At 44.5% G+C, this 13,972-nt stretch carries 10 protein-coding genes; 6 read left to right on the forward strand and 4 right to left on the reverse strand.

Going from position 1 to position 13,972, the window contains the following annotated elements; all coding sequences use genetic code 11:
- The first annotated feature begins 191 nt into the window (after positions 1 to 191).
- The 6 genes from V7R39_RS10280 (at position 192) to V7R39_RS10305 (ending at position 7,710) form a co-directional block, all read left to right on the forward strand.
- Positions 192 to 1,247 (forward strand): UDP-glucose--hexose-1-phosphate uridylyltransferase, encoded by a 1,056-nt coding sequence (locus V7R39_RS10280; protein ID WP_334030525.1) that lies wholly within the window; start codon positions 192 to 194, stop codon positions 1,245 to 1,247.
- Entirely contained in the window at positions 1,240 to 2,379 is a 1,140-nt protein-coding gene (gene galK, locus V7R39_RS10285; RefSeq protein ID WP_334030526.1) for a galactokinase, read from the forward strand. Before V7R39_RS10280 ends, galK begins: the two co-directional genes overlap by 8 nt.
- Positions 2,380 to 2,743: 364 nt before the next feature.
- A complete protein-coding gene (locus V7R39_RS10290) occupies positions 2,744 to 3,340 on the forward strand; it encodes a single-stranded DNA-binding protein (protein ID WP_163106614.1) in 597 nt (198 codons plus the stop codon).
- A 100-nt stretch (positions 3,341 to 3,440) separates the two neighbouring features.
- Positions 3,441 to 4,757 (forward strand): hypothetical protein, encoded by a 1,317-nt coding sequence (locus V7R39_RS10295; protein WP_334030528.1) that lies wholly within the window; start codon positions 3,441 to 3,443, stop codon positions 4,755 to 4,757.
- A 189-nt stretch (positions 4,758 to 4,946) separates the two neighbouring features.
- A complete protein-coding gene (locus V7R39_RS10300) occupies positions 4,947 to 6,254 on the forward strand; it encodes an alpha/beta hydrolase family protein (protein WP_334030529.1) in 1,308 nt (435 codons plus the stop codon).
- 355 nt (positions 6,255 to 6,609) lie between these two features.
- Positions 6,610 to 7,710 (forward strand): tetratricopeptide repeat protein, encoded by a 1,101-nt coding sequence (locus V7R39_RS10305; protein ID WP_334030531.1) that lies wholly within the window; start codon positions 6,610 to 6,612, stop codon positions 7,708 to 7,710.
- A gap of 66 nt (positions 7,711 to 7,776) precedes the next feature.
- Here the strand turns inward: V7R39_RS10305 and V7R39_RS10310 are convergent, their stop codons facing one another.
- From V7R39_RS10310 to V7R39_RS10325, 4 genes are all read right to left on the reverse strand, one after another.
- The gene (locus V7R39_RS10310) at positions 7,777 to 9,906 is read right to left on the reverse strand and encodes an alpha-galactosidase (protein ID WP_334030533.1); all 2,130 of its coding nucleotides are present in this window, start codon (positions 9,904 to 9,906) and stop codon (positions 7,777 to 7,779) included.
- A 205-nt stretch (positions 9,907 to 10,111) separates the two neighbouring features.
- Positions 10,112 to 11,623, reverse strand: coding sequence for an SLC5 family protein (locus V7R39_RS10315; protein ID WP_334030534.1), 1,512 nt, complete (start codon positions 11,621 to 11,623; stop codon positions 10,112 to 10,114).
- Positions 11,624 to 11,642: 19 nt separating this feature from the next.
- Positions 11,643 to 12,407 (reverse strand): SapC family protein, encoded by a 765-nt coding sequence (locus V7R39_RS10320; protein WP_334030535.1) that lies wholly within the window; start codon positions 12,405 to 12,407, stop codon positions 11,643 to 11,645.
- A gap of 12 nt (positions 12,408 to 12,419) precedes the next feature.
- Positions 12,420 to 13,952 (reverse strand): tryptophan halogenase family protein, encoded by a 1,533-nt coding sequence (locus V7R39_RS10325; protein ID WP_334030537.1) that lies wholly within the window; start codon positions 13,950 to 13,952, stop codon positions 12,420 to 12,422.
- Positions 13,953 to 13,972: the final 20 nt, after the last annotated feature.

The following is a 13,972-nucleotide window of genomic DNA, read 5'->3' on the forward strand; positions in this document are numbered from 1 at the left end:
TACGTGACTATCGAATAGGACTAAATGTTATTTTAATTAACATTTATTTTTCCTTCTTCGAACATTGATAAATTGCAAGTATTGATATATTATTTTGGGTAAACGTTTAACCTTTTGTGTATGGCGCACGTGCTATCTGCCGCTGAGGCTTAGTGAACGGCCCATAAAACGCATTTTTATAGAGAGCGACTATGGCAAGCCCATTCGACCCGTCAGATGATCCACACCGCAGATTCAACCCCCTATTAGGTGAGTGGGTTTTGGTATCGCCACATCGCGCGAAACGACCATGGCAAGGGCAGTCGGAAGAGCCTAACAATGAGCAAAAACCGTCTTACGATCCAACCTGCTATTTATGCCCGGGCAATACCCGTGTTAACGGCGAGGTAAACCCTGATTACGCTGGCACGTTTGTTTTTGAAAACGACTTTGCTGCGCTCAAGAAAGACACGGTGGTGTTGAGCGAGAAAAAAGGGCTTTTTCAGTTCGAAACCGAACAGGGCTGCAGCCGGGTTATATGTTTCTCTCCCGATCACAGTAAAACTCTTCCTGAATTGACAGACCAAGAGCGTGCAGACGTTGTAGCGTGCTGGAAATCACAGACAGAAGAGTTAGGTGAGCAATATCAATGGGTTCAGGTGTTTGAAAACAAGGGCGCGATGATGGGCTGCTCTAACCCTCATCCTCACGGACAAGTTTGGGCGCAGCAGCATGTGCCGACAGATCCGGCTAAAAAGATTGTACAATTGCGTGCTTATTATAACGAACACAAACGTCCTTTGTTGTTAGACTACGCTGAGCAAGAAGTTGCAAAGCAAGAGCGCGTTGTATGTCAAAACGATGACTGGATAGTAGTAGTTCCGTATTGGGCGGCATGGCCGTTTGAAACATTGTTACTGCCTCGCTTTGATGTAACAGCACTGCACAAATTAACCGATGAACAATCGTTTTCTCTAGCGCAAATTATTGGCGATATAACCGCGCGCTATGACAATTTGTTTGAAACGTCATTTCCATATTCAATGGGCTGGCATAGCGCACCATTTGATAAGCAAGCACATCCTGAATGGACGTTACACGCGCATTTCTTCCCGCCACTGCTTCGCTCTGCGAGTGTACGTAAGTTCATGGTTGGGTATGAAATGATGGCTGAGGCCCAGCGCGACTTAACCCCAGAACAAGCCGCAGATAGATTGAAGGCACTTTCCAGCGTGCACTATAAAAAACATGAGAATGCGAATGGATAACCAAGTACTCTCTTCAGCGTTTGAAGAAAGCTTTGCAGAAGAACCGACACTGATAGCTCACGCACCAGGTCGCGTAAATTTAATTGGCGAGCATACCGACTACAACGGCGGCTTCGTATTTCCTGCGGCAATTAATTTTGGCACCTGGGTAGCTGCATCAAAGCGAAGCGATAACAACATTGTTGTCACCGCAATGGACTATGAGAATCAGCAAAATACGTTCAGCCTTGATGATATTCACTACGATGATGAGCAAGGTTGGGCAAACTACGTGCGCGGTGTGGTTAAAGTACTTAAAGAGGACTTTCCCGCATTTGGTGGCGCCAATCTATTAGTTACGGGCAATGTACCTCAAGGTGCCGGCTTAAGTTCTTCCGCGTCATTTGAAGTGGCAGTACTAAAAGCAATGAGTGCCTTATATCAGTTGCCTCTCGATGGAGTCAGCGCAGCACTTCTGGGTCAGAAAGCGGAAAATACCTTCGTGGGCTGTTCATGCGGCATTATGGACCAGCTTATCTCGGCAATGGGGAATGAAGGTAAAGCCATGCTGCTCGATTGTCAGTCGCTGTCAATTGAACACTCGCCGCTGCCTGACAGCCATCAAATTGTCATCATAAACTCAAACGTGAAGCGCGGCTTGGTAGACAGTGAATACAACCTTCGCCGTCAGCAGTGCGAGCAGGGAGCCTCATTACTCGGTGTGCCCTCATTGCGCGAAGCCGATATTGATATGCTTGAAGCTGCAAAGCCGCATATGCCCGAGGTGGTATACCGCAGAGCTAAACATATTATTACCGAAAACAAGCGAACCTTGTCAGCAAGCAATGCGTTAAAAGTCGGTGACATTGAAACGGTGAGTAAGGCCATGGCCGAATCTCATGTGTCTATGCGAGACGATTTTGAAATAACGGTGCCCCCAATTGATTATCTTGTCACCATCATTGATGAGTTACTTGGGGTTACGGGCGGTGTGCGTATGACAGGTGGCGGTTTTGGAGGATGTGTTGTTGCGCTAGTTCCAACAGATACTGTTGATGCTGTGAAACGATTAGTGGCTGATAAGTACTTTGATGAGACGAATTATCACGCTGATATTTACGTATGCACTGCCACACAGGGGGCCTTTGCATAAATTATTCCCCCCATCTTTGGCCGCTTATTTGTGTCCCTTAGCCGCATCATTGGATAGCGGCTTTTTTTTGCCCATTTTGAATCATTAATCGCTTTCATTCTTATATCAAAAACGATACGAGATAAAGTAAATGAACAGACCGAAAGTTCAGAAGACGGAAATGAAAAACTTTGATAGCGTTTATTTGTTAATAAATGCATCGATAAAAACTCATTTTTCCCTTTAAAAATACGATATACTACAGAGCTAAAAACTATGAACTTTCAAGCTTGTTGCTGTCGAACTTTGATGAAATCAAAGTAGCGGCGCTTTAAAATAAGCGTTGCTACGCAGCAAGCCAATAAACACGTTACAGGAGACATCAATGGCAACGAAAGGCGTGAACAAGGTAATTCTTGTAGGAAACCTTGGTAATGATCCTGAAGTAAGATACATGCCGAACGGAAACGCCGTTGCGAACCTGAGTCTTGCAACCAGCGAGAGCTGGAAAGACCAACAAGGGCAACCGCAAGAGCGTACGGAATGGCATAGACTCACTATGTATCGTCGCTTGGCTGAAATTGCTGGAGAATACCTGAAAAAAGGTTCGCAGATTTACGTAGAAGGTAAATTGCAAACCCGTAAATGGCAGGATCAGCAAGGCAATGACAAATACACCACAGAGATCATCGTAGACCAAATGCAAATGCTTGGCGGTCGTGGCGGTGAAGCTGGTGGTGGTAACGGCGGTTACCAACGTCAACAAAATAACCAAGGCGGCGGATACCAGAATCAGGGCGGTGGCTATAATCAAGCACCAGCTCAGGGCGGTCAGCAGCAAGGCGGCCAACAAGGTGGTTACAACCAAAACCAAGGCGGCGGTTTCAATCAAGCTGCTCCTCAAGGTGGTAATCAGCCTCAGCCTAAAACTCCGCCAATGGCAGAGCCAGACTTTGACTTTGACGACGATATTCCGTTCTGACTTTTACCTGAGAACAATTTGTAAATAGATTCATTTAAGCCCTCTTTTTGAGGGCTTTTTTGTTTTCGTGAGATATTAATATAATGAAAAGGAATTAATTTTGAAAATCGTAAAATTTATCTTGTTGTTCTCTCTGAGCTTTCCTACATGGGCTACAGATGAGTCAATGGTAGATATTTCTGTCATAAAATCCAAAGATGGGAAGTGGACATTAACGTATCAAACGCAGAAGCCTGTATTCCGGTTGAGTTTTGTTAGAAACCCTGACAATTCTCGGATTGAACGCTGGAAGCCTACAATTTCAGACTTTGAGATTGTGTCTATTGAAAATCAAGAATATTTAATTAAAAAGGATGGCTCTAGTTTTGCACAAGTCAGTTTACATTTAACGCCGACATATAAGCATCTTTCGAAAGACTATGCTCCATTCTCACCATATTCAGACGGTGGTGTACTAATTTACACCGGACGTTTATTTGCCTGTATTAATCAATGCCTTGATAAGGTCAACTCATGGCGCCTTTTTATGCAAGTACCTGAAGGCGAGCATATAATTGTAGCTGGTAATGTCTATAAAGGAGAGGCTAGTTGGATAGACAGTGATGACGGTATGAACATTTATGTAGGCTCTCAACAACCTATTGTTACGCAGAATGTTATAGCAGTAATTGATAGTGGTTTGCCTGAAAAAATAAAGCTGTCATTAGGTTCTGATATTCCTAACTTGATGAATTACTTTGAGCAGAGGCTGGGAGAACTTGAAGGTGTAAAGCCGACATTATTTGCTTCATATGCAAATATTGGTGGGCACTCATCTCAAGGTGGTACGTTATCTAATCAGATATTTATGCACTGGAATCTAAATAATCTTAACGAAAAAGTGACAGATAATAAGTTTCTAAATAATACGATTTGGTTTTTTGCTCATGAAGTTGCTCACTTATATCAAAGAAGTAGTCAAGGTGAAACCTACGGGGAAAGACATGAATCTTGGCTTCATGAAGGACATGCAGATTGGTCGGCTGCTCTAGCCTTATTGGAATTATATCCTGAAACAAGTGAATATGTGGCCAATAAAATCAATAGATTTAGAACGCACTGCTCAACAGGTTTAGACAATTTCCCTCTTGTTGAGGCGGCTGATAAAGGCCGCTTTGACTTATATTATACTTGTGGCTTACTTATTCATCAGGCTATCGATTTAATATTGCGAGAAAAAGGTAAAAAAGATATTTACTCTTTATGGGTAGACTTTCGTAGGCAGGCTGAAAAAAGCGATGTAAAAAGAAGTGAAATATTTTTATCTCATGCTGAAAAGTGGACATCGAAAGATCTGGTGAATAGGATCAAAGAGGTAATTGGAACTAAACTTTCAAACCCTGATAAAACGCTAAACCATCTTGTAACTGATGATTGACTGACTGTCTTTAGCTTCGCTCCAATAAGAATGGAAAAGGTTATACGTTTACCTTCTTGAGTCGCTCATTGTAGTTAATAAAAATAACTTAGTTGTAACAATTAATGTAAAAAATAGCGCCCTGCTTGCTTGTTGGTACCAATTAAGTAATATGACTATGCCTACTAATTAACAAGCTATTAGCAAACCATGAAAACGTTATCCCTACTTTGCAGCACAAGCGTTATGCTTGTTACTACTACATTCTCTGCGACTGCACTTTCTGCGCAAACTGTTTATAAAGATTTTCCTGCTGAGGTGATGCCCGAACTTAGCGAAAGTGGTGAGCTGTCGGTAGGGGTAAAAACAATTGAAGTTGCTTATCCCGAAGCGGCAATGACAATGTCAGGAGAGATGGTAAAACGTGAGTTAACCCTAGAGGTTTGGTACCCCGCATCTCAATCAACTGACTTAGCAGAGTCAAAATTAGCCGTATATAGCGATGAAACACGCAGCGGTAAGTCTTTTGAAATTCAAGCTGATGCCTATCGCGATGCGCCCATTATGGCGACGGACGAAAACTATCCTATCGTAGTTATCTCTCACGGTTATACCGGCTACCGTACACTGATGCATTATCTTGGCGAACACTTAGCTTCTCATGGATATGTGGTTGCTGCCATTGACCATACAGACTCAACAAACAAAGACGTTAATTTTGCAGAAAGCCCTTACAGTGGGTTTCCAAGCACGCTGTTAAATCGCTCACGAGATCAGGTGTTCACGCTGAATGCGGTGGCTCAACACCGCTTTTTTGCCGACGACGTTGACGACACTCGCGCAGGAGTAATCGGTTACTCTATGGGTGGGTATGGCGCAATGAGTACTGTTGGTGGGTGCTACGCATTTAACGACACCACAGCTGCCACTTTTACCGGTACACAAGACCCGGCAACAGTTCAGTTGGTAAAAGCGGCCTTAAATACGTGCGCAGGTGGCAAGCCTTCAAGTGATGACACATTACCCGCATGGAAAGCTGCCTTAGCGCTAGCGCCTTGGGGCGGGCAACAGCAGTTGTTTGATACAAAGTCTCTATCTAATATCGACGTACCTGTGCTGTTTGTTGCTGGTGATAACGACGATATTTCAGGCTACGATGGTATTCGTTGGTTGTTTGATAACACAGCGCATAAAGATACAAAGTTACTGACCATTAAAAACGCACGTCATAATGTTGCTCCTCATCCGGCGCCTAAAGAAGCGTATGGCAGTGAGTTCGACTTGGGTAGCTATATAGAGCCCGCATGGGAAGAACAAAAGCTCAATGCCATTAACGAACACTTTGCTTTAGCGCTCATGAACTGCCATGTAAAAGACATGCCAGATTACTGTGCCTTTTTAGAGGTAACGGGCAGTAGTGACCAGGTACCAAGCGGCGGTGAAACGCCTGCGCCTTGGAAAGGTTTCGATAATCGCTGGGCGTTAGGGTTGCTTATGGAAGGAAAAGGCGGAAAGTAATTCTGTTTTAAAAACTCTTTGTTAGAGAGTTTATTTGTTACCCGCGAAGGGGCTCGACTATGAGCCCCTTTTTTTTATGCGTTTCTTGTTCGTCTATTCCTCTTGCGAAACGGTAATACCAGTCCGCATAGATAATTCCCAACTCAGCGAGGCTTAAAATGTTCATAATCGCGGACTGGTATAACTATTGTTACAACTCATTGCTGGAATATTGTTCAGCATAGGTTAATGTACAAAGAGCCAATATAAGTGTAAGCATCAACCTATATCTAGCACACAATGCATTAAGTTTAGTGTGCAGTAGCCAATGCTGTGACAGTGTCTCGACACTATTATTTCCCCAAAAGGAATTGCTATGAAATTGAATTATCCTGCATCGCAAATAGCACGCGCTGCCCTTTTAACAACCATGCTATCAATCACCCCATTGAGCACATCATTCGCAGCTGATAGCTCATTATCAACGTCGTCTGAGAAAAGTGCAGAGCTGACCAACCTTGAAATGTATGCCCGCCAAGGAGACTGGGAGCGTGTTATTGATAAGCTGGAAGACGTAAAAGGAAAAAGTCCAGAGCAATATAATTTGCTGATTTCAGCACTCATGAATACAGATTTAGACGATGCCGAAGAAGTAGCTGAAGAGTTTATAGCAAGCTACAGCAAAGATTATCGTGCCTTTCATACCCATGCCAATGTAATGGGAGCGCAGGCGTCAAACAGTATCTTTTCAGCTTTGGGTTATGCAAAAAAAGCCAAAAGCAGCTTAGAGCAAGCAATTGTTATCGCGCCTGACGAGATTGCGGTTTATCGCGCCCTAATGCAATTTCATTTAGTTGCTCCCTCCATTGCCGGTGGTGATATGGATGAAGCGAAAAAGTTGGCAGAAAAGATCGCCACAATTGATAGCGAAGAAGGCCAATTTGCTTTAGCTAGCTTCTATCTTAAAGACGATAATGAAGACCAAGCACGCGCTATTTACGACATACTTGCACAGAATGAGGCCTCGGCCTTACGAGCTAACTTTGAATTAGGCAGTCATTATTTATCTTCTGAAAAATACAACCACGCTTTTGAAGCGCTGTCGTCACTAATGGACATGTCGGTAGCAAGGGTAGAAGGCAAAGATTCAGCGCAATGGGATGAATACGAGCAGCGCGAAAGCAATTTGCTGTACGGCAAATACCGCCTTGGCCAAGTAGCGTTAAACAGCGACAAATTTACCAATACGGGCATTGCTGCATTAGAGCAGTATATTGATGGCTTCAATACAACGAATATCGATACATCAGGCCTGCCAAGTGTAAATTGGGCCCACCTGCGACTCGCAGAACTGCGCTTAAATGCCAATGACATAGAGAAAGCGAAAGGTACGCTGGCGCTTATCAATGGAGACGAGGGCGAACGTTTTTCGAAAATTTTGAAAGGGTTAAAGAAGAAGATTAAAAAGCGGGGTTAAAGCCGTTTTATAAAAAACAGCCTGAACGCAGTAAACATAACGTTCAGGCTGTTTGTTTTTTTCGATTTACACCGCTTTTACTGAATAGATAAGCGCTGTTTCTGGGAAGAGCACGGGTAACTGCATGCCGTACTTCATCAGCACCTCACCGGTAAAAACCTTTCCTTCTAGCTGTTGTAAAATAGAGGGGGTGTACTCTTTAAGTACCCCAGGCCACACTCGTTCCACCGTATATTGCTTATTGGCATCTAGCCCAGCAAAATAGAAGCGAGTAGGGGTAGTACGACGGGTTTCCTGCACACTGTTATAAGCAAAAACACCCTCCTCTTTATTCTTAGACACATAACCAAACTTAACGTTTAGGCCATCGTCATCCATGCGGAACAAGTCGCCGCTATGAGTAAGGGGGCGTATGCGCTTATACAGTGAAATGGCGTCGGTAAGTACGCTTTCTTCGTGCTCAGTCAGTTCACGAGGGTCCATTTCAATACCCATATGACCAAACATCGCCACAGCAGAACGAATTTCAATGGGTAAGTTTCTACCTGTAATATGGCAGTCACGAGGGCCTACATGGGCACCCATTACCTCTGAGGGGAAAAAGAATGAGCAGCCACGCTGAATGTAAAGTCGGTCTAAGGCGTCGTTTGAATCAGAGGTCCAAAAGCGGTCAGTATGAGGAAGTATGCCTAAGTCGATACGTCCACCGCCCGAGCAGCAGCTCTCAATTTCAAGTCCAGGATGAGCGCCCTTTACGCGGTCGATTAGTGCATATAGCGCTGCCATTTGGCCATGCATGGCAGGTTTGCCGTGCAGGTTGCCAGGATGATTAACATCGCGGTTCATGTCCCATTTAATGTAGCTAATTTTAGGGTAGGCGGCGAGTATGTCGGTTATCACCTTATACAGATATTCAACAACGTCGGTGTTGGTCAGGTCGAGTACATACTGATTTCTAAACGGTACGTGAGGATTGTTTTCACTTTGCAGTGCCCATTCTGGATGATTGCGATAAAGGTCACTATCTGGGTTCACCATTTCAGGTTCAAACCAAATACCAAACTCCATTCCCAACCCCGTTACGTGGTCTATTAACCCGTCGAGCCCTTCTGGATAAATCTCTTCATCCACAAACCAGTCGCCAAGGCCTGCTTTATCATGACGCCGACCCTTAAACCAGCCGTCATCAAGCACAAAACGCTCAATCCCTAACGGCGCCACTTTGTCAGCAAGGGCCTTTAAGGTTGCTTCGTCGTGGTCGAAATAAATGCCTTCCCATGTGTTGTAATGCACAGGGCGAGGCTTTGACTCAGCGCTGTGCTGTAAAATGTTGCTACGTATATATTGATGAAACTGCTGTGAAAGAGAGGAGAAACCATCACTGCCAAAGCCGGTGTACAAAACGGGGGTGGTATAGCTTTCACCTTCACCAAGTACGACTTCACCTGGGAGCAATAATTCGCCAAACTGCACATAGCTTCTACCATCAGCCATAAGCTCTGCACGCAATTTGTGATTGGCTGATGCACCTAAGTGGTAGCCGTAGCATTCACCCTGTAATTCCCCCGTGCCTTGAGGGTAGGCAATTAAGCCTGGGAAGGTGTCGTGGGAGGTTTTACCGCGGCGGTTTTCTCTCACATAACTGCCAAAAAAGAGGTCGTGATCGCTTGTTTGAAATTCTGCTGACCACCTACCTTCAAAGGTTTTAATTTTATTTACCGTTGTGGGAAGCGGCAGGCTTGCAGCATTTAAATACCCAAGGTGAAGCGCTGTTTGCCCCGTATTCTCAACACGCGAGCAAAAGGACGCTACGGTAGTATTGGCGTCTAAACTCACCGTTGTAATTAGCCGCATGCCTCTGTGTTGGTCTTCGCCAACAAATTCTACGGACGTGCCGCTTTGTTTTGTTTCTACAAGGCTAAAGCCGGCAGACCATTGGTCTTTATCGCCAGACACTTCAAGGCCTGGTTGTCCGGTCCATCCTTCACCATGAGTAGGCACCAAGCTGATAGGAGGTTCGATAACCGGTGCACACTTGGCTTCTTGACGGGTGTTTAAAATACTGAGCATTTCAGGCGTTGTGGAATCGCTGAGTGGGGCGCCGTAATAGATGACTTTTGGCATACGGCCTTGGCAGTCAAAGATGAGCGTTGTGAACTCATTACATAATCTTACGAATGAAGGTGAAGACGACATATAAACCTCGGCGTTAAAAATAGGTTGAACACAGATGCTGGCGGATTAGCTATCCATTGTGCGAAAAAGAGAGCGAAATAGTACGTGGCAGTAACGTCAAGCCAGCGCAAAAGGTCTCTAGCAACAACAAAGCATAGTTAATGCATCGCTTGATAAACAAAAGAGGGTACGCAGCGTACCCTCTTAAAAGATACTTACAGAAAAGCTAGGCGTTCTTGTTTTTAAGAGTGCTTTGATTTTCAACAGAGCCTTCTTCTTCAAAAGGGCTATCGCTATTTAGCGCCATTGAAAATTCTGCTTTTTGTCTAAAGATGACCCTGTTCACAATGAGTGCGAATGACACACAGCCTATAAGCGTTGCAAACATGAGGTGGATATAATGCAAGCCAAATGGTGCGTAAAACGGCGATGCTTCAAAACTGACAAATGCATAAAAAGAAACGCCAAAGGTAACAGCACCAATAGCAGCAAACGCATGAACGTTTCTAAACAAGAGACCCACAATGAACACAGAAAGGATTGGCATACTTAATAGACCATAAAGTTTCTGTACTAGATTAATAATACTGTCGGCCTGCTGATAAACAGGGATCAGCGCTAATGAAATTAAACACAGTAATACAGTAACGTAACCGCTTAATTTAGGTACGTTAGGCGTTTTGTTAACGTAACTCTCATGAATATCACACACATAAAGCGCAGTGGCTGAGTTCAGGTTACTGTTAAAGGTAGTCAGCACTGCCGCCGCCATTGCCGCAGCAAATACGCCGGATAACCAGTCTGGCAACACGGTTGCTACAATCTTGCCGTAGGCACTATCGCCAATGTCGCCGAACAACTTGTAAGACACTATGCCAGGAATCACGATGATTGCAGGAACAATTAATAAACGAATGCCTGCTGCGGCAAATACACCTTTCTGCGCCTCTTTTAACGATGGCGCGGCCATCGCTCGTTGCGTAATTACCTGATTCGTACCCCAGTAAAACATCTGAATGAAAATCATGCCCGTTAGCAGGGTGTGCCATGGAATAGGGGAGTCATTGTCGCCGATAAGCGTAAGGCGCTCTTGGGGAATACCGTCGAAGTTGTAATCAATGGCTTGTAACGCGAGAATTAAAACAATTACCGCCATGGTAAGCAGCAGAACACCGGAATAAGTATCTGAAACGGCAACAGCTCTAAGACCACCAAAGATAGCGTAAAGTGCGCCAACAACCACAAAGATAACTGCGATATACATCAATGGTAGCTCTACATTAAACATTGATTGCATAAACAGGGAGCCAGAATAAATAACCGCTGGACAAAAGATAAGAGCGCTACCGGCAAAAAATAATACGCTGATCACTGCTCGAATGTGTTTATCGTTATAGCGACGCTCTAGCAATTCGGTAGTCGTAGTGCATTTAAACTTGTAGTAAACAGGAAGAAACACTTTTGCCAGTACAAATAAACCCACCACCGCAGAAAACTCCCACAGCGAGAGAAGCGCCATTTGGTTTCCGTTCATACCAACAAGTTGGTCGGTACTTAAATTTGTTAACGTGATACTGCCCGCTATGAAATACCAAGCTAAGCCGCCACCGGCAAGAAAGAACTCACGGTTTTGGTTTTGCGCATTTCTATTTTGTCCACGACAACTCAAATACGTTAAAAAACCAATTAGCGCGGTAACGAACACAAAAACAGACACTTGAATCGTGCTGGAAAACATTCACGTACTCCTAGAAAAATTACGGTTTGCTAATCTCGAACTTCACATTGCTTATGAGGCGAGTAGGGAATTTTGTGTTGTGGAGCCTAATAACACGGTTTACTTGAAACACTGAGCCCAGAATATTAAATAGAACTGAGAGCACCCCTTTCCTATTGAGAGCAGAGAGCGTTTCTGGTGAGAGCTGTTGAAGTCGTTCTTCGTTAAGCATGGCTAGGCCGCCAACGCGCTGCTGCGTTTTATCTGCATATTCAATCAGTAAGTCGGTAGGTTGAATAAGCGCTAGCTCAGCAAGTTCGCTTAACAAGGATGCAGTTTGCTGCATTGCATCAACGCGCTCTTTAAGCAATTTTTGTTTATTGTCTAAATAAGCAGTTGGGCGACCACTTGATAAGAACAAGGCGTCTCCACGGTCTTTTCCAGTATTGTTTTTTGCCACTGCCGGTGAATCCATATCCAACAAGGTTTCAGGAGTAGTGGGGTCGCTTTCAAAACTCAAGGTAAAGGGCAAGGTACGCAAACTTAGCGGTGTAACATGCGCAAGCCATGTGCCTTGAGTTTCAAAAACGTTTTCTTTCGGCGCAAAGCCGCAAAGTGCCGAAATAGTCCAGCGCTGCTGATTACTCACTTTACTGAAAAAAAGTGGGTATTCACTGGAGGCTTGGACGGCTTCTTTAATTTCTACATTGACTAAGTGAAAGTTAGCAAATGTCTTGGCTAACTTGTCTTCGTCGACACGAACATCGCTGTGTTTATCAGCAGTTAAAACTTCAAAATTTGGCATTCTTATTCTCTTTTAGCTAGCTAACCACTGCTCTATATAATCTCTATGATTCGGTAAGCTACTCAGTTTTTGCTGTGTTATCAGTTGATTCTGCTTCATGACTTTGTCAGCTAAGTCCCGTTCGGTATAGAAATGCGACTGCAGTGAGAAATCAGGTGAGAAGCCCATTCCATAAAGCACGTACTGGTAGCTTGCAGCGGGAAACAGCTCTATTGCTGCTGAAAAATCAGCTATTTGGGGCCCTCGGTATTTCCAAATTTCCAAATCTTCTTTCAATGAATCGGGAATTGACGCAATGTCTCGGTTGGCTTGCCAGTACGGCTCGCTACGTTGATTGAAAATGTAGTGCAGCTTTAAAAAGTCGATAATACGCTGCCATCTGTACTGCATTTGCTTGTTAAAGCGCTGGCTAATTATTGGCATTGCTGAAGCTGGCGTCGGCATTTGCTCGGCAATATACCTCGCTGAGATTTCTATTAGCATAAGTGCTGTGGCTTCTAAAGGCTCAACAAAGCCAGCGGACAAACCAACACCGATACAGTTACCTTTCCAAATATTCTTTTTGTAGCCTGAGTCAAACCGAATAACACGTGCATTTAGCTTGCCCTTTTCATCACCCACATAGCGACGGAGCAACTCTTCAGCCCGCCCATCATCGGTAAAATCAGTGGAGTAAACGTGACCCACGCCTCTTCGAGAAGAGAGGCCAATATCCCATATCCATCCGGCTTCCTGAGCGGTAGCTTGCGTGTATGGCTTAATCTCAAAGTCATCTTCGTAAGGCACATGTAGCGCGATTGCAGAGTTGTTAAACAGTACATCGTTTGCAGACACTACGGGCTCTTGAAGTGCTTCGCCTAGCAGCATAGAGCGAAAACCAGAGCAGTCTACGAAGAGGTCTGCAACAAGCGTACTGTTGTCATCCAGCGTAATACTTTCTATATGCTCTGACGAGGTCGCCGACACCTGCTCAACAGTGGCAACTTTATGCTGTACGCCCAACTCTTCTTTGCAGAAAGACTTTAGCATGTCGGCAAATGCACCTGCGTCTAGGTGGTAGGCGTAGTTTGATTGGGCGCTACTGTATTCTTCCTCATTCAGCGTGCGCGGCGCCATATTCTGCTCGCATACGTGCTGCTGGAAGTTGGTAGTATTAGCAAAGTCGGCAATGTTATTAATATAAGGGGCCATTTCAACACGGCCATACCCTAGCGGTACGGTGAAGGGATGATAATAAAAGTCGTCATCCCCCTTTACCCAGTTAACAAATTTGCCGCCTTGCTTGAAAGCCGCAGAGCATCGCTTGAACACTTCTTTCTCTGACAATCCAATGTCTTTCAACGTATTTCGCATGGTAGGCCAAGTGCCTTCACCAACGCCAACGGTAGGAATATCGCTAGACTCAACTAAGGTGATGTCTAAACCACACTGACCTTTCGCCACTTTGTGTTTTGCCGCAACAATGGCTGCCGTTAGCCAGCCTGCAGTGCCACCGCCAACAATGACAATACGCTGTTTAGATGTTGTGTTGGTCGAAAAATTCATGAGAGATTACTGCCAATTTG

It is taken from the genome of Alteromonas sp. P256, assembly GCF_036864455.1.
GTDB lineage: Bacteria > Pseudomonadota > Gammaproteobacteria > Enterobacterales > Alteromonadaceae > Alteromonas.

Bases quoted from the DNA above. Each gene is read 5' to 3' on its own strand.
- V7R39_RS10280 (WP_334030525.1), top strand. From the start codon at position 192: ATGGCAAGCCCATTCGACCCGTCAGATGATCCACACCGCAGATTCAAC.
- galK (WP_334030526.1), top strand. From the start codon at position 1,240: ATGGATAACCAAGTACTCTCTTCAGCGTTTGAAGAAAGCTTTGCAGAA.
- V7R39_RS10290 (WP_163106614.1), top strand. From the start codon at position 2,744: ATGGCAACGAAAGGCGTGAACAAGGTAATTCTTGTAGGAAACCTTGGT.
- V7R39_RS10300 (WP_334030529.1), top strand. From the start codon at position 4,947: ATGAAAACGTTATCCCTACTTTGCAGCACAAGCGTTATGCTTGTTACT.
- V7R39_RS10305 (WP_334030531.1), top strand. From the start codon at position 6,610: ATGAAATTGAATTATCCTGCATCGCAAATAGCACGCGCTGCCCTTTTA.
- V7R39_RS10310 (WP_334030533.1), bottom strand. From the start codon at position 9,906: ATGTCGTCTTCACCTTCATTCGTAAGATTATGTAATGAGTTCACAACG.
- V7R39_RS10315 (WP_334030534.1), bottom strand. From the start codon at position 11,623: ATGTTTTCCAGCACGATTCAAGTGTCTGTTTTTGTGTTCGTTACCGCG.
- V7R39_RS10320 (WP_334030535.1), bottom strand. From the start codon at position 12,407: ATGCCAAATTTTGAAGTTTTAACTGCTGATAAACACAGCGATGTTCGT.
- V7R39_RS10325 (WP_334030537.1), bottom strand. From the start codon at position 13,952: ATGAATTTTTCGACCAACACAACATCTAAACAGCGTATTGTCATTGTT.